Below are 26,080 nucleotides of genomic sequence, written 5' to 3'. Positions count from 1 at the left end.
AGCGGGAGGCACAATGAAAATTACCGTGTTGGGTTGCGGCGCCCTGGGTCAGGTTTGGCTCGCCGCCCTCGCACGCCAGGGACATGATGTTCAGGGCTGGCTGCGCGTACCGCAGCCCTATTGTTCGGTCAATGTGATCGATCCTGAAGGCAACGTCAGCAACCACACTTTTATTGCCAACGATCCGCTGTTTCTGGCGGAGAGCCAATTGTTGTTGGTGACGCTAAAAGCCCCACAGGTTTCTCCCGCCGTGAAGAATCTGCAAAGCGTATTACCGGCACATGCGCCGATTCTGTTGTTACACAATGGGATGGGCACCCTGGAAGAGCTGAAAGATGTCCAGCAGCCTCTGCTGCGCGGGATTACGACGCACGCGGCGATGCGTGATGTCACGGTGATTAAACATGTGGCGCAGGGCATCACCCATATTGGCCCGGCCAGTCGCGAGAGTGAAGCGATGAGTGATATCGCGGATATCCTGCATCAAGCCTTGCCCGATGTTGCCTGGCATAACAATATCGCCTCTGCCTGCTGGCGTAAGCTGGCGGTCAACTGCGTGATCAACCCGATGACCGTCGAGCATGATTGCCAGAACGGTGCGCTGCGTGCCTGGCCTGAGCAAATCGCCAAACTGTGCGAGGAGATTGCCTGGGTGATGGAGCGCGAAGGCCAACACATTGCCGTCGATAATCTGCGTGACATCATCTATGACGTCATCGACACCACGGCAGCCAACGTCTCATCGATGTTGCAGGATGTTCGGGCGCAGCGCCAGACCGAAATTGATTACATCACCGGTTACCTGCTGCGCCGCGCACGCGCGCAGGGCATTGCATTGCCGGAGAACACCCGTTTGTATGATTTGATTAAACGCAAGGAGTCCCAATATGAGCACGAACGCATCGGTTCTGGTTTGCCTGGCACATGGCAGTGAAGAGACCGAAGCGGTCACCACCATCGATTTGTTGGTGCGTGGCGGTTTGCAGGTCACTACCGCCAGTGTCGAAAGCGATGGCAGCCGGGAGATCGTCTGCTCGCGTGGCGTGCGCCTGCTGGCTGATGCGCCGCTGGTTGAAGTGGCAGATAACGATTATGCCGCCATTGTGTTGCCCGGCGGTCTGAAAGGCGCACAAACCTTCCGCGACAGTCCTTTGCTGGTGGAAACCGTGCGCCAGTTTCATCTTTCTGGTCGCATTGTCGCGGCGATTTGCGCCGCACCCGGTACGGTCCTGGTGCCGCACGATCTGTTCCCGGTCGGGAACATGACCGGTTTTCCCGGCCTGAAAGAAACCATCCCGGAAGCGAAATGGATGGAACGCCGTGTCGTGTGGGATCCCCGCGTCAATCTGCTGACCAGCCAGGGGCCGGGCACTTCGATGGATTTTGCGCTGAAACTGATTGATCTGCTGGTGAACAAAGAAAAAGCACGCGAAGTGGCATCGCAACTGGTGCTGGCGGCAGGAATCTATAACTACCAGGAATTCGAAGAATGCTGAAAAACGTAGCGGCGCGATTCATCGCGCGCCCTGCCTTTTAACATGCGCGATAAATCGCGCCGCTACGGAGGTGTATCGACCGTTACGGGCGATACACCTTCACATTGGTAAAACCCTGCTCATGCAGGTACAGCGCCTGCAAACGGCTCATCACGCCGCGGTCGCAATACAACAGCCAGGTTTTGCTCTGGTCGAGATCGCCAAATTGGGTGCTGAGTTTGTAGAACGGCAGCGATTTTACCTCAACCCCTTCCAGCGCCAGTGGCGTGTCATCCTGCTCATCAATCGAGCGAATATCCAGTACCACATCATTGGCAGTGAACGACGCAACCGTCTCAACTTCCACGACTTCTTCTTCAGTTTTCTCGGCGATTTCACGGATATCAACGTTGCTGGCTTCCTGCACCACGCGATCCAGAATAGCAAAATCGAAATTCGTCTCTTCCGCTTCGATCTTCGCCTTCACCGCTTTCACCGTCGGGCTTTTCGAGATCACGCCGCAATATTCCGGCATAGTACGGGCAAAATCTTCCGTACCAATCTCACGCGCCAGCTTGATGATGTGCTCTTTGTCATGGGAAATCAGCGGACGCAGAATCAGCGTGTCGGAGGCGTTATCGATTAAACGCAGATTGGTCAGCGTCTGGCTGGAAACCTGGCCCAGCGCTTCACCGGTCACCAACGCCTGTACGCCGTAACGCTCGGCGACCATCGACGCCGCGCGCACCATCATACGCTTCAGCACCACACCCATCTGGCCGTCATCCACTTTTTCGAGGATCTCACCCACCACCGGTTCAAAATTGATGGCGACGAAACGCACACGATGCGAACGACCAAAACGATTCCACAAATAATGCGCTACCTGGCGTACGCCGATTTCATGCGCGGCACCGCCAAGATTGAAGAAACAGTAATGCACGCGGCAGCCACGGCGCATCAACATATAACTGGAGACACCGGAGTCAAAACCGCCGGAAATCAGTGACAGCACATCTTCCTGGGTACCAATCGGAAAGCCGCCCAGTCCTTCATAACGTCCGGTGATCAGCAGCAGGCGATCGTTTTCAATCTCAAGGTTGACCGTCTCATCCGGATTATTCAGTTGCACGCGAGCGCTTTCGATATGCTGGTTCAGACCGCCGCCTACGTAGCGTTCCACGTCCTGCGAGCTGAACTCATGCTTGCCGCGACGCTTCACGCGCACGCAAAAGCTTTTACCTTCGAGACGTTCACGATACAGCGCCAGCGTCTGTTCGAAGATGTTATGCATATCGGTGTATTCATGATCTTCCACCGCCAGTACGTGATGGATACCCGGAATACGCGTCAGTTCGGCAATCACCGCTGCGCGCAACGTTTCCTTCTTCGCCCGGACCACAATGTGGTCCCAGTGACGCACAACCGCGATCTCATCATCCAGAGTGCGCAGAATGTTACGAATGTTTCCGGTCAGAATCTTGATAAAGCGCAGTCGCACCGACTGACTCTTGATGGTGATTTCGGGGAAGAGCTTGATAATAAACTTCATGGCGACACAGCTTCGTTGGGCAAATAAGTGCTAAAAGCATCGGCACTTAGCTGGTAAAATCATATAATTGCGGGCTAAGCAGGAGCGTCCGCATCCGAGGCGCGAGAGTATATCACCTTTGTCTGGTGACTTCTTCTGCAACCGCAGTCACATTCATTATTTTGCTAATTAATCCTCGTCAGATACCATGACCGACTGCAAGATGATGTCCCAACCTGTGAGTCGACACTGATTATGCCGAAAAAAGCCGAAGCGCCCGCCAGTTTTGAAAGCGCTCTACAGCAACTGGAACAGATCGTCAGCCGCCTGGAAAGTGGTGAGCTGCCGCTGGAAGAGGCGCTAAAAGAATTTGAACGCGGTGTTCAGTTGGCACGTAGCGGCCAGCAAACCCTGCAACAGGCGGAACAGCGCGTGCAGATTTTGCTGAGCGATGATAAAGACGCCGCGCTCACCCCTTTTACGCCGGAAGATAATTGATGGATTTCGCCAAACTGCTAAGCGCCTATCACGAAAGGGTAAACCTCGCGCTGACGCGCTTGTTAGATCCACTTCCTTTTCAGAGTTCTCCTCTGGTGAATGCCATGCAATATGGGGCACTATTAGGCGGTAAGCGTCTGCGCCCTTTTCTGGTTTACGCTACGGGTGAAATGTTAAAGGCCGATCCGGCCAGCCTGGATGCGCCCGCTGCGGCGGTAGAATGTATCCACGCGTACTCTTTGATTCATGACGATCTGCCTGCGATGGACGACGATGCATTGCGTCGTGGGCAGCCAACCTGCCATATCAAATATGGTGAAGACACGGCGATTCTCGCAGGCGATGCCCTGCAAACGCTGGCGTTTTCGATTTTGGCCGACCAGCCGATGCCTGGCGTAAGTGCAGAAGCCCGTATTACCATGATCTCCGAACTGGCGCAGGCCAGTGGTGTCGCAGGTATGTGCGGCGGCCAGGCACTGGACCTCGCCGCCGAGGGTAAAAGCATCGACCTCGCGCAACTGGAACAGATTCACCGTCATAAAACCGGTGCATTGATCCGTGTTGCCGTACGACTTGGTGCGTTGGCGGCGGGTGAGCAAGGCCGTGCCGCCCTGCCCGTTCTGGATGTCTATGCCAATGCCATTGGTTTGGCGTTTCAGGTGCAGGATGACATCCTGGATGTGGTCGGCGACACCGCGATATTGGGCAAAACCCAGGGGGCCGATCAGGCACTGGGCAAAAGCACATATCCGGCGCTGATGGGGCTGGATAATGCCCGTCAAAAAGCCTGGGATCTCTATCAGGAGGCACTGGGCGCGTTGGATATTCTGGCCGCGCAATCCTTTAACACCACAGCATTACAAGCGTTGGCTAGCTTCATAATTGAACGCGATAAATAACTTTCATAATGAGTCTCTGATGAGTTTTGATATTGCAAAATACCCGACACTGGCGCTGGCAAGCACGGTACAGGAATTACGTTTACTGCCAAAAGAGAAGCTTCCGGCACTCTGTGACGAGCTGCGTCAGTATCTGCTGGACAGCGTCAGCCGCTCCAGTGGTCACTTCGCTTCGGGTCTGGGCGTCGTCGAGCTAACAGTGGCGCTGCATTATGTTTACAACACCCCGTTTGACCATCTGGTGTGGGATGTTGGCCATCAGGCCTACCCGCATAAAATTCTGACCGGTCGCCGCGATCGCATCGGCACCATCCGTCAGAAAAATGGTCTGCATCCCTTCCCGTGGCGTGAAGAGAGCGAATACGACGTACTGAGCGTCGGTCACTCGTCAACCTCCATCAGCGCCGCCCTCGGTATGGCCGTCGCCGCCGAGCGTGAAGGTAAAGGGCGTCGTACTGCGGCCATCATTGGTGATGGTGCCATCACGGCGGGCATGGCATTTGAAGCCATGAACCACGCGGGCGATATCAAACCGGATATGCTGGTGATCCTCAACGACAACGAGATGTCGATCTCCGAGAACGTGGGTGCGCTGAACAATCGTCTGGCGCAGATCCTCTCCGGTAAAACCTATTCACGCCTGCGCGAAGGCGGCAAACGGGTGCTGGACAACCTGCCGCCGATCAAAGAGCTGGTCAAACGCACTGAAGAACATCTGAAAGGCATGGTGGTACCGGGTACGCTGTTTGAAGAACTCGGTTTTAACTACATCGGCCCGGTGGATGGTCACGATGTCCTCGCGTTGGTCAGTACGCTGAAGAACATGCGTAGCCTGAAAGGCCCGCAGTTCCTGCATATCATGACCAAAAAAGGCAAAGGCTATGCGCCGGCGGAAGAAGATCCCATCACCTGGCATGCCGTACCGAAATTCGATCCGGCCAGCGGTTCGCTGCCGAAAAGCGCAGGTGGTCTGCCGAGCTACTCCAAAGTATTTGGTAACTGGTTAAGCGAAATCGCGGCTGATGACGCACGCCTGATGGCCATCACTCCGGCGATGCGCGAAGGATCCGGCATGGTGAGTTTTTCCCGTGACTATCCGCAGCAATATTTCGACGTGGCGATCGCTGAACAGCACGCGGTAACCTTCGCGGCAGGGATGGCGATTGGCGGCTACAAACCGATTGTGGCGATCTACTCTACCTTCCTGCAACGCGCATACGATCAGGTGATCCACGATGTGGCGATCCAGAAGCTGCCAGTGTTGTTTGCTATCGATCGTGGCGGCATTGTCGGTGCCGACGGACAAACCCATCAGGGTGCGTTCGATCTGGCTTATCTGCGCTGTATCCCTGGCATGGTGATCATGACGCCAAGCGACGAGAACGAATGCCGCCTGATGTTGTACACCGGTTACCACTATCAGGATGGCCCAAGTGCCGTGCGTTACCCGCGCGGTACCGGCACCGGGGCAGCGCTGGAACCCCTGGCGAGCCTGCCGTTGGGCAAGGGCGTGATAAAACGTCAGGGCGAGAAGCTGGCGATTCTCAACTTCGGTACCTTGCTGCCGGAAGCCACTGCGGCCGCCGAAGCGTTGAATGCCACCCTGGTGGATATGCGTTTTGTCAAACCGCTGGATGAGGCGTTGATCACGGAACTGGCGGGCAGCCACGACGCCCTGATCACCCTGGAAGAAGGGGCTATCATGGGCGGAGCAGGTAGCGGCGTGAACGAATTTGTGATGGCAAAACGCCTGCGTATACCGGTGCTGAACCTCGGTCTGCCTGATGAGTTCATCCCGCAGGGTACCCAGGAAGAAGTGCGCCATGACTACCAACTGGATGCCACCGGTATTCAGCAACAAATCACCTGCTGGCTGGCCCAGTAATCCCCTGCTCGCTCGCCGCCCGGCGAGCGAGCCTGCTGCTATGCTTAAGGGATTTCCCTGATGCGAGAGCAGACCTCCCAATGAAAAAAATTCCTTTAGGTAAGACTGAATTACAGGTTTCCCGTCTCTGCCTGGGCTGTATGACCTATGGCGATCCGCTGCGCGGCAATCACGCCTGGACGTTACCGGAAGAGAGCAGCCGCCCGTTAATCAAGCAAGCGCTGGAAGCAGGCATCAACTTTTTTGATACCGCCAACTCCTATTCCGACGGCAGCAGCGAAGAGATTGTCGGGCGCGCCCTGAAAGATTTTGCTCGCCGCGACGAAGTCGTGGTCGCCACCAAGGTCTATTTCCCATTAAGTAATCTGACCCAGGGGCTGTCGCGCAACAATATCCTGCAATCAATTGATGACAGCCTGACACGGCTGGGCATGGATCATGTTGACCTGCTCCAGATTCACCGCTGGGATTACGACACGCCGATTGAGGAGACGCTGGAAGCGCTGCACGACGTGGTACAGGCCGGTAAAGCGCGTTATATCGGCGCATCCTCAATGCATGCGGCGCAATTTGAGCAGGCGCTTCAGCTCCAGACTCGCGAAGGATGGGCGCGCTTTGTCAGCATGCAGGATCAGTACAACCTGATTCAACGGGAAGAAGAGAACGCCATGCATCCGCTGTGTCTGCGCGAAGGCATCGCCGTCCTGCCCTGGAGTCCATTGGCTCGCGGTAAGCTGACGCGCCCGTGGGGTGAAGCCACCGCCCGCTCCGTGTCAGATGAGGTGATGGCTAAACTTTACCGCGACACCGAAGAGAACGATGCAGCTATCGCGGAACGTATCGCCACCCTGGCAGCGGATAAAGGCGTCACGCGTGCACAGATTGCGCTGGCCTGGTTGCTGCATAAGCCGGTGGTGACGGCACCCATTATCGGGGCATCACGCGCAGAGCAGTTTGCTGAGCTGGTCAAAGCGGTGGACGTGGAGTTGAGTACAACGGATATTGCCGAGCTGGAGACGGTGTATCAACCGCACCCAGTTGTGGGTTTTGAGTAAAATTTTCATCCGTCGCGGCGCGATAAATCGCGCCGCGACGGGATAGGCATCAGATCATCACATGCCCTAACACGTACAAAATCACCGCAGAGATCACCCCGGCGATAATATCATCGACCATAATCCCCATGCCGCCATGCACGTTCTGATCGAACCAGCGAATCGGCCAGGGTTTCCACATATCAAAAATGCGGAAAATGACAAAACCCGCCAGGACCCATTTCCAGCTCATCAGCGGAATCGCCATCAGGGTGATCCACATACCGATAAACTCGTCCCAGACAATGCTGCCGTGATCGTGGACACCCATGTCTTTGGCAGTGCGATGGCACAGATAGACGCCGACGCTGATACCGATCAGCACCACCAGCGAATAGATCTGCAATGGCAAAAAGGTCATCAACCACCAGAACGGGATCGCCGCCAGCGATCCCGCGGTACCCGGTACGATCGGACTTAACCCACTACCAAAGCCGGTCGCCAGCAGATGCCACGGATTGGACATACGCAGGCGGCTCTTTGCCACATCTTTATTTAACGTCAAAGTGATCAAATCCTTTGTGATTGAAGCTCAGCGGCTTGCCATTTTCCAGCAACGTGAGTCCATCGGCTTCCGGTGCTATCTGACCAATGCAGGTATAAGGCACGCCGAGATGACCGAGCGCCACGTCCAGCGCACCACGGTTCACTTCCGGCACCGTGAAGCACAGCTCGTAGTCTTCCCCTCCTGCCAGCGCCCAGCGTTGCACCTGGTCTGCGTCGAAATGGTCGCGCAGTGCTGCCGACAGCGGCAGTGCATCGACATTCAAGCGCGCGCCGACACGGCTGGCCTGCAAAATATGGCCGAGGTCGGAGAGCAATCCATCCGACACATCGATCGCTGACGTGGCCAGGCTACGCAGCGCCTGCCCCTGCAAGACGCGCGGCATCGGGCGTAAATGACGTTTGATCAGCGTTTCGTGCACCGCCGGGTCCGACAGACGGTAACGATGCTGCAACAACGCCAGACCGGCAGCACTGTCACCCAGCGTGCCGGTGACGAAAATCCAGTCACCCGGCTTCGCACCGGATCGTTTTAGTGCACGCCCTACCGGAACTAAACCGTGGATGCCCAACGTCATGCTCAGTGGGCCGCGCGTAGTATCGCCGCCAATCAGCTGCATATCGTAGTAATCCAGCAGCTCAAACAGGCTGTCACTGAAGGCCGCCAGCCAGCTCTCGTTCACTTCCGGCAGCGTCAGCGCCAGCGTTAGCCATGCCGGATCGGCGCCCATAGCAGCCAGATCGCTCAGGTTGACCGCAACCGCTTTATAACCGAGATCGGCTGGATGGATATCACGCAGGAAATGCACGCCTTCTACCAGCGTATCGGTGCTGATAGCAAGCGTCTGTTTTTCTGGCACGTTAAGCAATGCGCAGTCGTCACCAATTCCCTTCTCGACATCGCGGCGGGAGCTGGTGACGCGGTTAAAATAACGTGCGATCAGTTCGAATTCACCACAGGGCATAGTCAGGTCTCAATGAAAAAAGGCCGGATGACCGGCCTTTTGCACTATTTTCTGTTGGGGCGAATTTGTGGAGCGGCTTTATCCAGCACGCCGTTGACAAATTTGTGGCTGTCTTCTGCGCCAAATACTTTAGCCAGCTCGATACCTTCGTTGATCGCCACTTTATAGGGCACATCATCACGTTTGCTCAGCTCATACAGCGAAATACGCAGGATGGCTTTTTCTACCTGGCCCAGCTCTTCCAGCTGACGCGACAGGTAAGGTTTCATCAGACCATCCAGGTATGCGCTGTTGGTCGCCACACCGGCCAGCAGTTCGCGGAAGTAACTGATATCGACGTCTTTGACGTCTTGTTCCGCCAGAAACTGGTATTCCACATCGGCAATGTCGTTGTTGGACAACTGCCAGGAGTAAAGCGCCTGGACAGCGCACTCACGGGCGCGACGACGAGCAGCAGGTTTCACAAAATTCCCCTTACAAAAATCAGGCTTTGATGGCTTTCAATACGTTAATCATTTCGAGGGCAGTCAGGGCCGCTTCGGCACCCTTGTTACCCGCTTTCGTGCCGGCGCGTTCAATCGCCTGCTCGATGTTTTCAGTGGTCAGCACGCCGAAAGTCACCGGGATATCGCTGGTCATTGCCACGTTGGCAATACCTGAGCTGGCTTCACCGGCCACATATTCGAAGTGCGCCGTGCCGCCACGGATCACGGTACCCAGCGCCACGATGGCGTCATGTTTACCGGATTTTGCCAGCGCACGCGCCGCCAGCGGCAGTTCATAGGCACCTGGTACCCAGACGATGGTGATGTTTTCGTCTTTCACCTGACCAATACGCTTCAGCGCATCAACCGCACCGTCCAGCAGGCTGTCATTAATGAAGTTGTTAAAACGCGCAATTACGATGGCGATGTTAGCATCAGGCGTGGCAACAGGAGCTTCGATAACTTTCATACATATCCTTTGGGTGTTGTATTGTAGCCCCGCAGAAGGGGGCGGATTCTATCATACTCTTTGACGACGCGCTCAGGCTTTTCAGCGCGGGGTGAGCGTCAGACGCAAGTCTTCACCCACCAGGCGCACGTCACTAAAATTCAGGGCTGGCGCATCGGCCAGATGTTCCAGACCCGCTAATTCACACAAGCCACGAGCGGCATTACCCAGCAGTTTCGGTGCCATGTAGACAATCAGCTCATCCACCAGTCCCGCCTGCAACAGCGCACCGGCAAGCGATGCACCCGCTTCGACCCACACGCTGTTAATTTGCCGTTGACCGAGCAACATCATCATCGCCACCAGGTCCAGTTGGCTCTCACGCTGCGGCACCACAATCTGCGACACCGTCTCCGGCCAGGCTTGTTGATCGGCTTCACTGCGCATCAGCCAGGTTTCGCCCGCCTGGTTGACCAAACGATGCTGCGGAGTCACGCGCTGCTGGCTGTCAATCACCACCCGCACTGGCTGACGCAGTTGCTGCTCGTCCAGTTGCTGACGAACCTCATCATTCAGTTCACTCCAGCGCACCGTCAGTGCAGGGTTATCCGCCAGCACCGTGGCACTGGTGGTAAGAATAGCCGAACTCTGGGCACGAAAACGTTGCACATCGCGCCTTGCGGCTGCCGAGGTGATCCACTGGCTTTCGCCACTCGCCATAGCGGTACGGCCATCGAGTGACGCGCCCAATTTAAGTTGGATCCACGGGAAACCGGTACGCATCCGTTTCAGGAAACCGCGATTGATCGCCTCAGCCTCATTCATCATCAAACCGTGGCTCACCGCAATACCCGCCTGTTGCAGACGATACAGGCCACGACCGGCGACCTGCGGATTGGGGTCTTGCATCGCCGCGACCACCCGGCTGACGCCGGCGGCGATCAACGCATCGCAGCAGGGTGGCGTGCGACCATGATGGCTACAGGGTTCAAGCGTGACATAGGCGGTTGCGCCCCTGGCTTTCTCTCCCGCCATGCGCAGCGCATGCACTTCCGCATGCGGTTCGCCCGCGCGATGATGCCAGCCTTCGCCGACGATTTCGCCGTCCCGCACAATCACACAGCCAACATTCGGGTTTGGCGTGGTGGTAAAACATCCGCGACGCGCCAGTTCCAGCGCGCGCGCCATATAGCGTTCGTCGATCATGGATTAATCCTGCAAGCGGGCGATCTCTTCGCCAAAATCACGAATATCTTCAAAACTGCGATAAACCGACGCGAAGCGAATGTAGGCCACTTTGTCGAGTTTCTTTAGCTCGTCCATCACCAGATTGCCAATCAGCTTGCTGGGGATTTCGCGCTCGCCGGTGGCACGAAGTTGCGTTTTGATATGGTTGACGGCGCTCTCCACCGCATCGGCACTCACCGGACGCTTCTCCAGTGCCTTCATCATGCCGCTGCTGAGTTTATCTTCGTTAAAGGGTTCACGCACATCGTTGCTTTTCACCACGCGCGGCATCACCAGTTCAGCCACTTCAAAGGTGGTAAAACGCTCATGACACACCAGACACTGGCGACGGCGACGCACCGAAGAGCCTTCACTGACCAGGCGCGAATCTATCACTTTGGTGTCCACAGCGGAGCAGAATGGGCAATGCATGACGTTTCCTGTCGCGAGAATTTGGGCCACACAGTGTAGCGCGATCTCGGTTTCAACAAAATGTGTTGAGATGAAAAGGGCGGCAATGGTTAAAACGGCGTGATAAATCACACCGCGACGATACAGTTCACGGGTTGTCGCGGCGCGATTTATCGCGCAACATTAGCCCTCCCCCACAATGGAAAGGACATTGCATGACGATCAGGATGTTATGGGCGCCAGCAGCGCTTTCTTTGCTGGTACTTAGCGGTTGCAGCTCAACACCCGGCACCAAACAGGTTACTCAGTTACATCAGGAAGTGGGGCAGCTGAATCAGCAAATGCGCCAGTTAACGAATCAGGCCGCTGCACTGGAAATTCAGGGCCAGCTAAATAGCCAATCCAATCAGGGTGCCTGGCTGTTACCTCAGTCCAATACGCCGGTGGAACTGCAAACCCAACTGGGTAAATTACGCCTGTCGCTGAGCCAGGTCGAAGGTGAAGCGACTGGCAGTCACGCCAATCTGACGATCCGCTCGACCGATGGCAAACCGGTTCCGGCGCTGAGTGCGACTGTCGTCTGGGGAGAAATGGACCCGGCCAGCGGTAAACCGTTAAATGCCGGCAGTCTCAGCCAGACCATCACTGCGCCCGGCAGTCTGACGCCACGCAGCTCCGTGGTGGTACCACTGCGCCTGAGCGGCCTTTCACCGGATCAACTTGGCTATGTTCGTGTGCATGATGTGACCGGCGCAACCACGCCGTGATGCGCAGTTTCTGTAGCGGCGCGATTTATCGCGCGGTTTACGGCAAAAAAAAGGGCTGCCATCTGGCAGCCCTTGATCTTTCTGGTCAGCAGTTACGGCATGATTGAAGGCTGATCAGCGCCCTCTTTCTCCACTTTCTGCACCAGCATATGTTCACGCTTCATGCCCAGTTTCAGCGCCAGCGCCGAAGAGACATAGATTGATGAGATGGTACCAATGGTCACACCAATCAGCATGGTCAGCGAGAAGCCTTTCAGCAGCGCACCACCAAAGATGAACAGAATCAGGATCATCGCCAGCGTTGTCAGCGAGGTGATCAGGGTACGGCTCAACGTCTGGGTCAACGACACGTTAGTGATATCGTATGAAGAACCGCGACGGATCTTGCGGAAGTTCTCACGAATACGGTCGGAAACCACGATCTTATCGTTAAGCGAGTAACCAATCACCGACATCAGGGATGCCACGATGGTCAGATCGATTTCGATGTGGGTCAACGCCAGGATGCCGCAGGTGATGATCACGTCATGGGCCAGCGCCAGTACGGTACCCAGTGCCAGACGCCACTCAAAGCGGAAACCGATGTAGATCAGAATCGCGATCAGCGCCGACAACAGCGCCATCGCCCCCGCCTGCGCCAGATCGCTGCCCACGCTCGGACCCACGAACTCGATACGCTTCACGGTGGCATTCTGCTGTGCGGTTTCGTTAATCACCGACACCACTTTGTTGCCCAATTCCTGGCCTGCCGGACCTTGCACCGGAGCCATACGCACCATCACGTCACGGCTGCTGCCAAAGTTCTGTACCAACGGCTCATCAAAACCCGCTTTCACCAGCGCAACGCGCAGGGTATCCAGATCGGCCGGTTTTTCCAGGTTGATCTCAATCACCGTTCCGCCGGTAAAGTCGAGGCCCCAGTTGAAGCCACGCACACCAACGATGGCGACAGACGCCACAATCAGCAAGGCGGAGATGATAAAGGCAAGCGTGTCCCAGCGCATAAAGTCAATGACTTTACGCCCGTGGTTCAGCTGCTCAATATTGTATTCCTGTGCCACAACGCACTCCTTAGATAGACAGCTTGTTGATGCGTTTGCCGCCGTACACCAGGTTAACGATGGCACGGGTGCCGACGATAGCGGTAAACATGGAGGTCGCGATACCGATAGCGGTGGTAATCGCAAAACCTTTGATTGAACCGGTACCGACCGCATAAAGAATGATGACTTTAATCAGCGTCGTAACGTTAGCGTCGACGATACTGGAGAAGGCACCTTTGTAGCCTTCATGAATCGCCTGCTGCACGGAACGACCGTTGCGCAACTCTTCTTTAATACGTTCGTTAATCAGTACGTTCGCATCCACCGCCACCGCCAGCGTCAACACGATACCGGCAATACCCGGCATGGTGAGTGTCGCACCTGGCAGCAGTGACATGATGCCAACGATCAACACCAGGTTGCACAGCAGTGCGCTGGTCGCGATCAGACCAAATTTCTTATAGAACACCACCATAAAGATAATGGAAGCGATCAGACCCCACAGACAGGCTTCGAGACCCTGCGTGATGTTCTGCTGACCCATAGTTGGGCCGATGGTACGCTCTTCCACAATCTGAATTGGTGCAATCAACGCACCGGCACGCAGCAGCAGCGACAGTTGACGGGCTTCGTTCGGGTTGCTGATACCGGTGATACGGAAGCTGTTGCCGAGGCGCGACTGAATGTTCGCCACGTTAATCACTTCTTCCTGTTTCACCAGAATCGCACGGCCATTGGCATCTTTCTTGCCGCTGTCCTTGTACTCCACAAACAGGGTCGCCATCGGTTTACCGATATTGTCCTTGGTGAAGTTAGACATGATGTTACCGCCCGCGCCATCCAGTGAAATGTTCACCTGCGGCTGGTTGTACTCATCCATGCTGGACGTGGAATCGGTGATATGGTCACCGGTCAGAATCACGCGCTTGTACAGCACCACCGGCTGGCCTTCACGCGTCATTTTCACTTCAGAATCACCCGGCACACGACCACTGGCCGCCGCACTTGGATCAACCGTGGTGTTCACCAGACGGAATTCGAGGGTTGCCGTAGCACCCAGAATCTCTTTGGCGCGAGCAGTATCCTGAATACCTGGCAGTTCAACCACGATGCGGTCAGAACCCTGACGCTGTACCAGCGGTTCAGCGACGCCAAGCTGGTTAACACGGTTACGCAGGATATTGATGTTCTGCTGCACCGCATATTCGCGTGCTTCACTCAGGCGTGCATCAGTCATCACCGCGCGCAGGGTATCGCTGCCCTGGCTGGAGATCACCAGATCCTGATGACGTGGAGACAGATAGCTGATGGCCGCATCACGGCTGGTGCCGTCACGGAAACGGATTTCCACGCCATAGTTAGCGATTTTATTCACGTTAACGTAGGGAATGCCTTTGTCGCGCAGGTCGCTGCGCAGACCATCTGCATTCTGTTCCTGCAATTTGCTCAGCGCGGTATCCATGTCGACTTCCATCAGGAAGTGAACACCGCCACGCAGGTCAAGGCCGAGCTTCATCGGTTCTGCGGCCAGCATGCTCAACCAGCGCGGCGTAGCCGGTGCCAGGTTAAGTGCTACAACGTAGTTCTCGCCAAGGACATTCGTAATCGCTTCACGGGCGCGCAACTGCACATCCGTGTTCGCAAAGCGCGCAAGAATCGCGCCATTTTCCAGAACGAGGGATTTGCTCTGGATATTATCTTTTTGTAAAACAGACTGGATCTGATCCAACGTTTGCTCACTGGCGGCGCCACCGCGCGCACCAGTGATTTGAACGGCCGGATCCTCACCATAAAGGTTGGGAAGCGCATAGAGCAGGCCGACGAGAATCACGACGACCAGCATGATGTACTTCCACAAAGGATAACGGTTTAACACGGCAGTTTCCTTCGGGAAGAAAAAATTACAGCGCCTTCATGGTGCCTTTCGGCAGAACGGCAGCCACGAAATCACGTTTAATCACTACTTCAGTGGTGTCGTTCAGGGCGATAGCGATGTAGCCGGTTTCAGCAACTTTAGTCACGCGACCTACCAGACCACCATTGGTCAGCACTTCATCTCCTTTGGAGATGGAATCCATCAACTTCTTGTGCTCTTTGGAACGCTTCTGCTGCGGACGCAGAATCATGAAGTAAAAGATCAGACCAAAGACCACCAGCATGATCACCAGAGAATAAGGACTTCCCTGCGACGGTGCGCCTGCTGCAGCCACAGCGTCAGAAATGAAAAAGCTCATTAAATTTCCCTCATTGATGAATTATCAGACGTTTAACGGCGGAACCGCTTTGCCCGTCCGTTGGTAGAACTCGCTAACAAAGTGCTCTAATTTACCCTCTTCGATGGCCTGGCGTAAACCCGCCATCAGACGCTGGTAATAGCGCAGATTGTGGATGGTATTGAGACGCGCGCCCAGTATTTCGTTACAGCGGTCGAGATGATGCAAGTAGGCACGGCTGTAATTGCGACAGGTGTAACAATCACACTCTGCATCCAGTGGCGAGGTGTCATCTTTATGCTTCGCATTACGGATTTTCACCACACCATCGGTGACAAACAGGTGACCGTTACGCGCGTTGCGCGTCGGCATAACGCAGTCAAACATATCGATACCGCGACGAACGCCTTCCACCAGATCTTCCGGCTTGCCAACGCCCATCAAATAACGCGGTTTGTCGTGCGGAATTTGCGGACAGACGTGCTCCAGGATGCGGTGCATGTCCTCTTTCGGTTCACCCACCGCCAGGCCGCCCACAGCGTACCCATCAAAGCCAATCTCTACCAGACCTTTCACGGAGACATCACGTAAATCTTCGTAAACACTACCCTGAATGATGCCAAACAGCGCATTTTTGTTACCGAGTGAATCAAAACGGTCACGGCTACGTTTCGCCCAGCGCAACGACATTTCCATTGAACGCTTCGCGTAGTCCCAGTCAGCCGGATAAGGCGTACATTCGTCGAAAATCATCACGATGTCGGAGCCAAGATCGAACTGAATTTCCATCGATTTTTCCGGATCGAGGAAAATCGGATCGCCATTGATCGGGTTACGGAAATGCACACCCGATTCGGTGATCTTACGGATATCACCGAGGCTAAACACCTGGAAACCTCCCGAATCGGTCAGGATTGGTCCTTTCCACTGCATGAAATCATGCAGATCGCCATGCAACTTCATGATCTCCTGGCCCGGACGCAGCCACAGATGGAAGGTGTTGCCGAGGATGATTTGTGCACCGGTATCCTGCACTTCTTCCGGCGTCATGCCTTTGACGGTGCCGTAGGTGCCCACAGGCATAAATGCCGGGGTTTCCACCACGCCACGATCAAAAATCAGACGGCCACGGCGCGCGCGCCCGTCAGTTGTGTCTAACTCAAATTTCACATTGACCTCATCAGAGAAACAGTCTGACGTTTAAGACCCAACGCTCTCGTCAGGTGCATTCACATTACGGGTAATGAACATGGCATCCCCGTAGCTAAAGAAACGGTACTGCTCAGCCACCGCCGCCTGATAGGCCGCCATAGTGTGCTGATAACCGGCAAACGCCGACACCAGCATAATCAGGGTCGATTCCGGCAGGTGGAAATTGGTGATCAAGGCATCGATCACCTGATACTGATAGCCGGGATAGATAAAAATCTGGGTATCATCGAAGAACGGTGCAATCAGCGCGTCTTTACTTGCCTGCGCGGCGCTCTCCAGCGAGCGTACCGAGGTCGTCCCTACCGCCACCACTTTATTGCCGCGAGCTTTACAGGCCAGCACCGCATCCACCACCTCTTGCGGCACTTCGGCGTATTCGGAGTGCATGGTGTGATCTTCAATACTCTCCACACGCACCGGCTGGAAGGTCCCGGCCCCTACGTGCAGCGTGACAAAGGCCATCTCGACGCCTTTCGCCTTTAACGCCTGCAACAGCGGATCGTCGAAGTGCAAACCGGCCGTCGGCGCAGCAACCGCGCCGGGGCGAGCGCTGTACACCGTCTGGTACAACTCGCGGTCAGCTTCTTCGTCCGGGCGATCGATGTACGGCGGCAATGGCATATGGCCGACGCTGTTAAGAATATCCAGCACCGCACGGTCATCTTCGAACGCAATTTCAAACAACGTATCGTGACGCGCCACCATCGTCGCTTTGACACTTTCGTCATCGCCCAGCAGCAATTCTGCACCCGGCTTCGGTGCTTTTGACGCCCGAACATGCGCCAGCACACGTTTGTCGTCCAGCATGCGCTCCACCAGCATCTCGATTTTACCGCCGCTGGCTTTACGACCATAAACGCGCGCCGGGATAACGCGGGTATTATTGAATACCAGCAGATCGCCCGGATTGAGCTTCTCCAGCACATCGGTAAACACGCCGTGACTCAGCGCACCGCTTGGGCCATCCAGCGACAACAGACGGCAACCACTTCGCTGCGCCTGGGGGTAATGGGCGATCAAAGATTCCGGCAATTCAAAAGAAAAATCCGCTACACGCATGCTCAACTTCTTCAGGACTAAAAACAGGCGGCATAGTTTAGCGGAAAAGCGACCAATTCTGAACAACTGGCTGCGCCTCGTTGATTCTGCCTATAATGCGGCATGAACTTTCTCGCTCACCTCCATCTGGCCCAGTTGGCTGACAGCTCGCTGCTTGGCAACTTAATGGCCGACTTTGTACGCGGCAACCCCCATCAGCAATGGTCAACTCCGATTGCCGACGGCATTTTGCTGCATCGACGTCTCGATAGCCTGACTGATAGCCTGCCGGAAGTACGCGAAGCACGGCAATGGTTCCGCGCCGAAACCCGCCGCGTGGCACCAATCACCCTCGATGTCATCTGGGACCATTTCCTTGCACGGCACTGGGATCAGTTCCATCCTGCCCAGTCACTGGCCGCTTTTTCCGCGGCGGCAGAGCGGGAAATTACGCCGCAGTTATCGGGTACACCGGAAGGCTTTGTCGAGTTGAACGCGATAATGTGGCGCGAGCGCTGGCTGGAACATTACGCTGAACCCACCCGTCTGGCGCGCGTGCTGAATGGCATGGCGATGCGTCGTCCCCGTCTCGCCGCGTTACGCGATTCGTATCAGGATTTCGTCGAAAATTATGCCGCACTGGAGCAACAATTCTTCCAGCTTTATCCGCGACTGATGGAACTGGCACGTACGCAGCAGCTGTAACATATTCTGAATCCTCTCCCCTCTTGCCAGCCGCAAACATCTGCGGCTTAATGAAGCCTTTCTTATCTTTCGTTACCTGGATCACACAGTCATTTCGCCTGTCACCCTTCCCTATCCCCTGAATGGGGCTTGAAACACGAAGGGTATAAATCATAAGAGGGAAAGATGTCATCAGCATCACTTACTGAACTTGACGCGCGTTACCACTTTGCTCGTGATGTCGCCACCGCCGCTGCCAGCCGCGCCTTCTCCTGGTATCAGCAACGTCAGCAACTGGTGGTCGAGCACAAGAAGGACCCACAGGATGTGGTCAGCGAAGCTGATCGTAATGTCGAACAACTGATTAAGTACATGATCACCGAGCGTTTTCCGGATGATGCGGTGTTGGGTGAGGAGAGTGGCGGCGATACCCAGGGTGCCCGTTTTGTCTGGGTGGTTGATCCGATTGACGGCACCAGCAGCTTCATTAACGGTCTGCATAACTGGTGCGTATCGCTGGCTATCGTGTGTGAAGATGAGGCGGTAATTGGCGTGGTGTGCGATCCCAATCATCACGAGCTGTTCCACGCCTGCCGTGGCAAAGGTGCCTGGGTTAACGACAAACGGATTCAGGCCCACAGCGCCCAACAGCTTAATCAGGGCGTACTGGGCATCAGCAGTTCTAACAGCCAGCCCGCTGAACCGCTTACCAGCTTTATCTCCGCACTGCTGCACCAGGGTGGCATGTTTATACGCACCGGTTCGGGCGCATTGATGAGCGCCTGGGCAGCCGCCGGGCGTTTGATTGGCTATTACGAAGCGCATATGAATCCGTGGGATGGCCTGCCCGGCATCGTGCTGATGCGTGAAGCGGGTGGCGTCACCAATGATTATCTGCACAATGACGGGCTGAAGAACGGTAATCCGGTACTGCTCGCCAATGCGACGCTTTATCCACAATTAAAAGCGATGCTGCCTGCCTCTTTCCCCTTGTAATAAAAGGATGCGCGGATGTCCGTTCGATGCTCTCTGTCAGTACGCCTGCTGCTGGCAAGTTTTCTGTGGTTGTTGTTCGGCAATAGCCAGGCGGCGGAACACTATCAACTGGAAAAGGTAGTCGAAATCAGCCGACACGGCGTGCGGCCACCGACCCCAGGTAACCGTAAAGAGATCGAAGCCGCCACACAACGCCCCTGGACCCAATGGACCACCCACGATGGTGAGCTGACCGGTCACGGCTACGCCGCGGTGGTTAACAAAGGTCGTTGGGAAGGTGAGCATTACCGTCAACTGGGCTTGCTCCCCCCTGGATGCCCGACTGGTGCGGATATTTACGTACGCGCCAGTCCGTTGCAACGCACGCGCGCCACCGCTGCAGCGTTGGTGGATGGTGCCTTTCCTGGCTGTGGCGTGGCAATTCATCATGTGGATGGCGATATCGATCCGCTGTTCCAGAGCGAAAAGGAGCCATTTGCCCAGCTTGACCCGACCAAAGAACGCACCGCACTGGTCGCCAAAGCCGGTGATTTAGCCGCGCTGCAACAGCAACTCCAGCCCGCCATCCAACAACTCAGGCAGGCAGTATGCGCCCCCGGTAGCGACTGCACGGCATTCACCCGTCCGTGGCAATTAAAAGAAACCAAATCAGGCCATACCTGGGTACAAGGGCTGAGCGTGCTGGCCAGCATGGTCGAAACGCTGCGCCTTGGCTGGAGCGAAAACCTGCCGTTAAACCAACTGGCCTGGGGCAATATCACCTCTTCCGCTCAGATCAGCGCCTTGTTGCCGATTCTGACCGCCAGCTATGACGTCAGCAACGATGTCCCCTACATGGCGCAACGCCGTGGCTCGATCTTGCTGGATGCGGTGATAAAAGGGCTGGAACAAGGCATCAACTGCGACGGCAATAGCTCACCGGATACCCGCTGGTTACTGCTGGTGGCGCACGATACCAATATCGCGCGGGTGCGCACCCTGATGAACTTCAGTTGGCAGCTCCCGGGATATTCGCGCGGCAATGTCCCGCCCGGCAGCAGCCTGGTGTTTGAACGCTGGCGCGATACACAAAGCGGACAACGTTTCGTGCGTATCTATTTCCAGGCACAAAGCCTCGATGACCTGCGACATTTAACGCCGGTGGATGATCGTCATCCGTTACTGCGTCAGGAGTGGCATGAGAAAAACTGTAGAGTGACGGAAGTCGGCACCTTATGTCCTTATCAATCCACCCTGGATTCCTTCCGCCAGGCGCTGGATAAGCAGGCCATTATTCCCGTCAATTATCCGTAGCGGCGCGATTTATCGCGCGGTTTTTCACGGATTGGTGGTCACCTAACGGGCGCGCGATAAATCGCGCCGCTGTGCCTGTGGCTTATCTGAACAAAATACAACCATTAAGATTTCGTTAGCTATTTGTCAGCCTTTTCTGAGGATTTTCTATATTTCCCGTCAGGCGTTCGTATTCCCTTAACCTCGGGTTAACCTGTCAACGTCAATCATCCCTTGATTCATTATTTTTTACCCTTGTTTTTCGGCGACAAGGAGTCGCCGATTTATTTTTTTTGCGCCATCTGCGTCAGGTAATTAAAAAATCAACGGGCGGTATTATGACCAAATCGGACAGCTTCCGTTATCGCGCGGATATTGACGGCCTGCGCGCTGTCGCCATTCTGTCAGTGGTGTTGTTCCATTCCGGTGTCAGCTTTCTGCCGGGTGGCTTTATCGGTGTTGATATTTTCTTTGTTATTTCCGGTTTTTTAATCGGTGGCATTATCAGTCGGGAAATCTCCGCTGGGCGCTTCTCCTTTTATCAATTCTATTTACGGCGTATTCGTCGTATCGCGCCTGCATTGTTTTTTATGATGAGCATATTGCTGCTGCTCGGCTATATCCTGCTGTCACCACTTGAATTCAGCCAACTGGCAAAATACAGCGTGGCGGTGTTTATCTCCGTGCCTAATATGCTGCTGATGAAAAGCGGTGACTACTTCAGCAGCGATTCTGATTTAAACCCGCTGCTGATGACCTGGTCGCTCGGTATCGAAGAACAGTTCTACGTGGTGCTCCCCTTTATCCTGCTGCTGGCGGCACGTTTCAAGCGCTCGATGGCTGGGGTGATTTTAGTCATCAGCATCGCTTCACTGGCCGCCTGCCTGTGGCTGACACCCACTGACAGCACCCATGCCTTCTACCTGCTCCCCACCCGCGCCTGGGAATTGGGGGCCGGCGTGCTGCTGGCGCTGTGGCAACCACAACCCATCAACGGACGCGCCGCCAACCTGTGCAATCTGCTGGGCTGGCTGTTGATCGTTGTCAGCGCCACGGTCCTGACGCGCGATGACGACTTCCCCGGCTGGCTGGCGATATTGCCGGTCGCGGCAGGTTGCCTGATGATAGGCGCGCGTGGTCGCCTGAACCAGTTGCTGCTGGAAAACCGCGTGATGCGTTTTATCGGCACCGTCTCCTACTCCTGGTACCTGTGGCACTGGCCACTGCTCAGTCTGGCGCGGATCTTTAGCGATCATCCCCTGACCGCGTGGCAGGGTCTGATGATCAGCGCACTTGCCTTACTGATTGCCTGGCTGTCATGGCGCTTTGTCGAACAACCTTTCCGTCATCCCCAGCGTGGCACTCGCCTGGTGATCCCAGTTTACTGCGCCTCATCGCTGGTGGCTGCCGGTGCCATGCTGGTGGTGTGGCAAACCGGTGGGATGAAATACCGTGTCAGCGAGTTGGTGGTCAACGGCGAATCCTGGAAGATTTCAGCGCAGCGCAATCCCTGCCTGCTGGATTATGGTGCCAATTTCCCGTCGTCCGATGCGCAGTGCCACCCGGTTACTGACCAACCCGGTATCGCGTTAATCGGCGACAGCCACGCTGCGGCGCTGCGCGCCACGGTGGCCGCGTATGCCCTGCGTCAGCACAAGCCCTTATTCCAGCTCACCAAAGCCTCCTGCCCGTTTCTGGTAGGCGTAACGCGTGTGGTGAGCCAGGTGCCGACACACGCACAACAATGCGTCGATTTTAATCGCGAGGTACTGAAGATGGTGCTGAGTGACAAGATTGATGAAGTAGTGATCAGCGCCTTCTGGGCATCCGGCATGAGTATCCTGCCCGGAGCAGGCTTCCGTGAACTGGCAAACCCTGAGAAGGACAATCTGGAAGCGCTGAAATTCGGCATGGATAACGTGATTGCTGCACTGCGCAAGGCGGGGAAAAAAATCACCATCATCGAAGACGCTCCATCGCTGGATATCGATCCGTTGCGTTACAGCAACAATCGCAATATCCCGATCCGTCGCGAGTTAAGTGACTGGCTGGGCCGCTGGGATACGCCGCCCTTACCCACCGCGCGCACCAAACTGTTCCAGTACCCGGAAGCCGCTGTGGATGAACTCTTGCAAAGTTATCAGGCGTCAGGGGTACGGGTGCTGTCTTTGCGTGACAAGCTTTGTAATGACCACGGTTGCATGTTCGCCAACGGTGGTCTGCCACTGTATTACGACAACAACCACCTTAGCCCTTATGGTGGTGAGATAGCATTAGGCAAGAGCTGGTAATTATTTGCAAGTTATTGTAGCGGCGCAATTTATCGCGCAATGCCTTCAGGGGACAAAAAAACAACAGCGCGATAAATCGCGCCGCTACAAATGTTTGCGATTTTTACTTGTTACGTTTCACCAATGGCCAGGCCAGCAGCAACAGCACAATCCATGCAAATCCGACATACAACGACACACGCGTATCCGGGAAGTAACCGATCAACGCGATAATGAAGGCCAGGAATATCACCCCAACCCATGCCGTGGTGCTGCCACCCGGCAGAGCAAATTGCAGCTTCCCGGCTTCCTGCTTACCAATTTTGCGGCGGAAGGCAATCTGCGACAGCAAAATCATGATCCACACCCACACGGTGGCAAAGGTGGCGAGGGAGGCGATCACCAGGAACACTTTTTCCGGCATCAGGTAGTTAAGGTAAACTGCGACCAGCATCGCCACCATCATCACCAGTACCGTAACCCACGGAATACCACGCTCGGACACCTTCATAAACATCTTCGGTGCATGTCCCTGCTGCGCCATACCGTGCAGCATACGTCCCACACCGAACACGTCGCTGTTGATAGCCGACAAGGACGCCGTCAGCACCACAAAGTTGAGGATCGAGGCTGCTGCGGCAATACCGAGATGCTGGAAAGTCAGGACAAAGGGGCTGCCCGCTGTACCCACCTGGTTCCACGGATAGATCGACATAATCACAAACAGCGTACCGACATAGAACACCAGGATACGCCACGGCACGGAATTAATCGCACGCGGGATAGATTTGCTCGGGTCTTTGGCTTCACCGGCGGTGATGCCGATAATCTCGATGCCGCCGTAAGCAAACATCACCATCTGCAAGGAGAGCAGCATACCGACCACGCCGTGGGCAAAGAACCCGCCGTTGGTCCACAGGTTATGGATACCGGTTGGCTGCCCGCCATTGCCGATGCCCCAGAAAATCATACCGAAACCGGCAATGATCATGATGATGATGGTGGCGACTTTAAAGAAGGAGAACCAGAACTCCACCTCACCAAACACCTTCACGCTCATCAGGTTGATGGCACCAATAATCAGCACCACGCTCAGCACCCAAATCCAGTGCGGTACCTCGGGGAACCATACCCCCATGTAGATACCAAACGCGGTGACATCGGCAATGGCGACGATCAGAATTTCAAAGCAGTAAGTCCAGCCGGTGATATACCCCGCCAGTGGGCCAAGATAATCCTGCGCATAACGCGAGAAGGAGCTGGCCTGGGGGTTGTTGACCGACATCTCCCCCAACGCACGCATGATGATATAGGCGACCGCCCCGCCAATGATGTACGCCAGCAGCACACTGGGACCGGCCATTTTGATGGCATCTGCCGAGCCATAAAACAACCCGGTGCCAATCGCCGAACCCAGTGCCATAAAACGAATGTGGCGCGTGCTCAGTCCGCGTTTGAGCTTATTGGTTTCTTGCATAACTACAGTACCTTGCAAATGAAAAAACCACGGGCAGGCCCGTGGTCGAAATTAACAGCAATGTCGCTTACTGGTGAACGGCGACTTGTTCGCGTCCTTTTACGCGATCCACCACCGCTGCAATCAGCAGCATCACCAGCGACGGCGGCAACCAGGAGAGTCCCTGATCGGCCAGAGGCAGGTGCTGACTGAACAACGGCAGCGCGTCTTTAAAGCTGGTGGTTTTGATGGCATCGACAATGCCGAACAACAGACTCACCAGCATCGCCGGGGCGATAATACGGCTGCTCTTGTTCCACCAGTTCAGGGTGAAGCTCAGCACCACCAGCACGATGCAGGGCGGATAAATCGCCGTCAGCACCGGAATGGAAATCTGAATCAGATGGCTCAGACCCAGGTTTGACACCACCATTGAGAACAGGCCGAGGATAAAGACCAGCGCTTTATACGACAACGGCAGGTATTGCGCAAAAAATTCTGCACAGGCGCAGGTCAGGCCGACCGCCGTCACCATACAGGCCACGAAGATCAGTGCAGCAAGGAAGAAGCTGCCCATGCCGCCGAAGGTCTGCTGCACGTAAGCGTGCAGAATCGCCGCGCCGTTGGCGTTCTGATCAACAATCGCGCCACTGTCTGAACCCAACTTGAACAGGCACAGATACACCAGCGTCAGCCCCACACCGGCAATAATACCGGCCAGCATGGTGTAGCGGGTCAACAGGCCGGAATCTTCCACGCCGCGTGAACGCGCCGCGTTAACGATAACGATACCGAACACCAGCGCACCCAAGGTATCCATAGTCAGATAGCCGTTAACAAAGCCGCTGGAGAACGCCGCACGCTGATAATCTGCCGTCGCCGGGGAAAGGCCACCCGCAGGCCACAGCAGCGCGGCAACACCCAGCACCGTCAGGGCAACAATTTTCAGCGGTGCGAGGAAGTGACCCACGGTATCCAGCAGTTTGCCCGGATAGAGGGAGATCACGATCACCAGCGAAAAGTAAATCAGGCTGTAGATAAACAGCGGCAGCGCGCCGTCACCGGTCAGCGGGGCGATACCCACTTCAAATGACACGGTCGCGGTACGCGGTGTAGCAAACAGCGGGCCAACAGCCAGATAACAGACGGTAGCCAGCAGCAAACCGGCGGCTTTACCAATCGGCGAGCTGAGGGCATCGATACCGCCGCCAACGCGCGCCAGCGCGATAACGGTCATCACCGGTAGACCCACGGCAGTGATCAGGAAACCAATGGCAGCAATCCAAACGTGTTCGCCAGACTGAATACCCACCATCGGTGGGAAAATGATGTTTCCTGCGCCAACAAACAGGGCAAACGTCATAAAGCCCAGCGCGAGGATATCCTTCGGGGTTAAACGATAAGTCATAAACTTCTGTACGGCCTGTAGCTGATGTTGCGGTGAAAGTTGAGTTTGTGTTGCCCCCTGACCGCGCCAAAACAACGACTTATCCATCAACGCCAGTGCGTTATGCTCGTCACATAGTTAAAGCGCAGGTGATTTAGACTGCTTTTCTTCTGTTCACAGAGGGAAGAATCGACAACGGCGCGTAGTAAAACGTTTATAGCGGAGAAAGGCAATACGGGATCGGAAAACCAGAAGGATATAGCACTAAACAGATAAAAAGCAGTGAATCAATATAGATAAGCTCGAAATCACATCAGATG

General features: G+C 55.4%; 25 protein-coding genes. 11 read left to right on the top strand and 14 right to left on the bottom strand.

The window, feature by feature from the left end; genetic code table 11:
• The first annotated feature begins 13 nt into the window (after positions 1-13).
• Together panE and yajL are read left to right on the top strand one after the other, a co-directional pair.
• The gene (gene panE, locus AC6I8T_RS04865) at positions 14-934 is read left to right on the top strand and encodes a 2-dehydropantoate 2-reductase (RefSeq protein WP_497833545.1); all 921 of its coding nucleotides are present in this window, start codon (positions 14-16) and stop codon (positions 932-934) included.
• A complete protein-coding gene (gene yajL, locus AC6I8T_RS04860; protein WP_497833544.1) occupies positions 888-1,496 on the top strand; it encodes a protein deglycase YajL in 609 nt (202 codons plus the stop codon). The genes panE and yajL overlap by 47 nt, the downstream gene beginning before the upstream one ends.
• Positions 1,497-1,578: 82 nt before the next feature.
• On the opposite strand, the gene thiI is transcribed toward yajL, so the two are convergent.
• Entirely contained in the window at positions 1,579-3,027 is a 1,449-nt protein-coding gene (gene thiI / locus AC6I8T_RS04855) for a tRNA uracil 4-sulfurtransferase ThiI (protein ID WP_208724954.1), read from the bottom strand.
• Between the two features lie 234 nt (positions 3,028-3,261).
• Between thiI and xseB the strand changes: the two genes are divergently transcribed.
• The 4 genes from xseB (at position 3,262) to AC6I8T_RS04835 (ending at position 7,343) form a co-directional block, all read left to right on the top strand.
• A complete protein-coding gene (gene xseB, locus AC6I8T_RS04850) occupies positions 3,262-3,504 on the top strand; it encodes an exodeoxyribonuclease VII small subunit (protein WP_013508116.1) in 243 nt (80 codons plus the stop codon).
• A complete protein-coding gene (gene ispA / locus AC6I8T_RS04845) occupies positions 3,504-4,403 on the top strand; it encodes a (2E,6E)-farnesyl diphosphate synthase (protein WP_021185857.1) in 900 nt (299 codons plus the stop codon). The genes xseB and ispA overlap by 1 nt, the downstream gene beginning before the upstream one ends.
• A 19-nt stretch (positions 4,404-4,422) precedes the next feature.
• Complete coding sequence (gene dxs / locus AC6I8T_RS04840; protein ID WP_208724953.1) at positions 4,423-6,288, top strand: 1-deoxy-D-xylulose-5-phosphate synthase; 1,866 nt, start codon at positions 4,423-4,425, stop codon at positions 6,286-6,288.
• Positions 6,289-6,368: 80 nt separating this feature from the next.
• Positions 6,369-7,343: an aldo/keto reductase gene (locus AC6I8T_RS04835; protein WP_208724952.1), complete on the top strand. Its 975-nt coding sequence runs from the start codon at positions 6,369-6,371 to the stop codon at positions 7,341-7,343.
• 49 nt (positions 7,344-7,392) lie between these two features.
• Here AC6I8T_RS04835 and pgpA read toward each other — a convergent pair whose 3' ends face one another.
• The 6 genes from pgpA to nrdR form a co-directional block, all read right to left on the bottom strand.
• Complete coding sequence (pgpA, locus tag AC6I8T_RS04830) at positions 7,393-7,887, bottom strand: phosphatidylglycerophosphatase A (RefSeq protein WP_208724951.1); 495 nt, start codon at positions 7,885-7,887, stop codon at positions 7,393-7,395.
• Positions 7,874-8,851, bottom strand: a complete 978-nt coding sequence (gene thiL / locus AC6I8T_RS04825; RefSeq protein ID WP_021185861.1) for a thiamine-phosphate kinase — start codon at positions 8,849-8,851, stop codon at positions 7,874-7,876. The genes pgpA and thiL overlap by 14 nt, the downstream gene beginning before the upstream one ends.
• 44 nt (positions 8,852-8,895) lie before the next feature.
• Positions 8,896-9,315 carry a transcription antitermination factor NusB gene (nusB, locus tag AC6I8T_RS04820; RefSeq protein WP_021185862.1) on the bottom strand — a complete coding sequence of 140 codons (420 nt, stop codon included), beginning with the start codon at positions 9,313-9,315 and terminating at the stop codon, positions 8,896-8,898.
• Positions 9,316-9,334: 19 nt separating this feature from the next.
• Positions 9,335-9,805: a 6,7-dimethyl-8-ribityllumazine synthase gene (gene ribH / locus AC6I8T_RS04815; RefSeq protein WP_013508109.1), complete on the bottom strand. Its 471-nt coding sequence runs from the start codon at positions 9,803-9,805 to the stop codon at positions 9,335-9,337.
• 81 nt (positions 9,806-9,886) lie between these two features.
• Positions 9,887-10,990 carry a bifunctional diaminohydroxyphosphoribosylaminopyrimidine deaminase/5-amino-6-(5-phosphoribosylamino)uracil reductase RibD gene (gene ribD, locus AC6I8T_RS04810; protein ID WP_208724950.1) on the bottom strand — a complete coding sequence of 368 codons (1,104 nt, stop codon included), beginning with the start codon at positions 10,988-10,990 and terminating at the stop codon, positions 9,887-9,889.
• 3 nt (positions 10,991-10,993) lie between these two features.
• The gene (nrdR, locus tag AC6I8T_RS04805; RefSeq protein ID WP_021185864.1) at positions 10,994-11,443 is read right to left on the bottom strand and encodes a transcriptional regulator NrdR; all 450 of its coding nucleotides are present in this window, start codon (positions 11,441-11,443) and stop codon (positions 10,994-10,996) included.
• Positions 11,444-11,637: 194 nt separating this feature from the next.
• Between nrdR and AC6I8T_RS04800 the strand changes: the two genes are divergently transcribed.
• Positions 11,638-12,189 (top strand): SadB/YajI family lipoprotein, encoded by a 552-nt coding sequence (locus tag AC6I8T_RS04800; RefSeq protein WP_036627548.1) that lies wholly within the window; start codon positions 11,638-11,640, stop codon positions 12,187-12,189.
• A 92-nt stretch (positions 12,190-12,281) separates the two neighbouring features.
• Here AC6I8T_RS04800 and secF read toward each other — a convergent pair whose 3' ends face one another.
• Genes secF through queA form a run of 5 tightly spaced genes read right to left on the bottom strand, consistent with a single transcriptional unit; the run spans position 12,282 to position 17,716 of the window.
• Positions 12,282-13,250 (bottom strand): protein translocase subunit SecF, encoded by a 969-nt coding sequence (secF, locus tag AC6I8T_RS04795; protein WP_021185866.1) that lies wholly within the window; start codon positions 13,248-13,250, stop codon positions 12,282-12,284.
• Between the two features lie 10 nt (positions 13,251-13,260).
• On the bottom strand, positions 13,261-15,108 hold the full coding sequence (secD, locus tag AC6I8T_RS04790; RefSeq protein ID WP_021185867.1) for a protein translocase subunit SecD: 1,848 nt from the start codon (positions 15,106-15,108) through the stop codon (positions 13,261-13,263).
• Between the two features lie 25 nt (positions 15,109-15,133).
• Positions 15,134-15,466, bottom strand: coding sequence for a preprotein translocase subunit YajC (yajC, locus tag AC6I8T_RS04785; protein WP_013508103.1), 333 nt, complete (start codon positions 15,464-15,466; stop codon positions 15,134-15,136).
• 24 nt (positions 15,467-15,490) lie between these two features.
• Entirely contained in the window at positions 15,491-16,615 is a 1,125-nt protein-coding gene (gene tgt / locus AC6I8T_RS04780) for a tRNA guanosine(34) transglycosylase Tgt (RefSeq protein ID WP_013508102.1), read from the bottom strand.
• A 30-nt stretch (positions 16,616-16,645) separates the two neighbouring features.
• Positions 16,646-17,716, bottom strand: a complete 1,071-nt coding sequence (gene queA, locus AC6I8T_RS04775) for a tRNA preQ1(34) S-adenosylmethionine ribosyltransferase-isomerase QueA (protein ID WP_041525736.1) — start codon at positions 17,714-17,716, stop codon at positions 16,646-16,648.
• 102 nt (positions 17,717-17,818) lie between these two features.
• Here queA and AC6I8T_RS04770 point away from each other — a divergent pair, with 102 nt between their 5' ends.
• The 4 genes from AC6I8T_RS04770 (at position 17,819) to AC6I8T_RS04755 (ending at position 22,938) form a co-directional block, all read left to right on the top strand.
• Positions 17,819-18,400: an ACP phosphodiesterase gene (locus AC6I8T_RS04770; protein WP_208724949.1), complete on the top strand. Its 582-nt coding sequence runs from the start codon at positions 17,819-17,821 to the stop codon at positions 18,398-18,400.
• A gap of 165 nt (positions 18,401-18,565) precedes the next feature.
• Entirely contained in the window at positions 18,566-19,375 is an 810-nt protein-coding gene (locus tag AC6I8T_RS04765; protein ID WP_021185870.1) for an inositol monophosphatase family protein, read from the top strand.
• Positions 19,376-19,390: 15 nt separating this feature from the next.
• Positions 19,391-20,668, top strand: a complete 1,278-nt coding sequence (locus AC6I8T_RS04760) for a histidine-type phosphatase (RefSeq protein WP_497833543.1) — start codon at positions 19,391-19,393, stop codon at positions 20,666-20,668.
• Between the two features lie 317 nt (positions 20,669-20,985).
• Positions 20,986-22,938 carry an acyltransferase family protein gene (locus tag AC6I8T_RS04755; RefSeq protein ID WP_208724947.1) on the top strand — a complete coding sequence of 651 codons (1,953 nt, stop codon included), beginning with the start codon at positions 20,986-20,988 and terminating at the stop codon, positions 22,936-22,938.
• Between the two features lie 103 nt (positions 22,939-23,041).
• Here the strand turns inward: AC6I8T_RS04755 and proY are convergent, their stop codons facing one another.
• Positions 23,042-24,394 (bottom strand): proline-specific permease ProY, encoded by a 1,353-nt coding sequence (proY, locus tag AC6I8T_RS04750; protein ID WP_497833542.1) that lies wholly within the window; start codon positions 24,392-24,394, stop codon positions 23,042-23,044.
• A 67-nt stretch (positions 24,395-24,461) separates the two neighbouring features.
• On the bottom strand, positions 24,462-25,781 hold the full coding sequence (gene brnQ, locus AC6I8T_RS04745; protein ID WP_036627602.1) for a branched-chain amino acid transport system II carrier protein: 1,320 nt from the start codon (positions 25,779-25,781) through the stop codon (positions 24,462-24,464).
• Positions 25,782-26,080: the final 299 nt, after the last annotated feature.

This window comes from Pantoea sp. X-Soil-OKNW-556, assembly GCF_059730695.1.
Note: the sequence above shows the minus strand (reverse complement) of the source record. Positions and strands in the feature narration are given on the sequence as shown.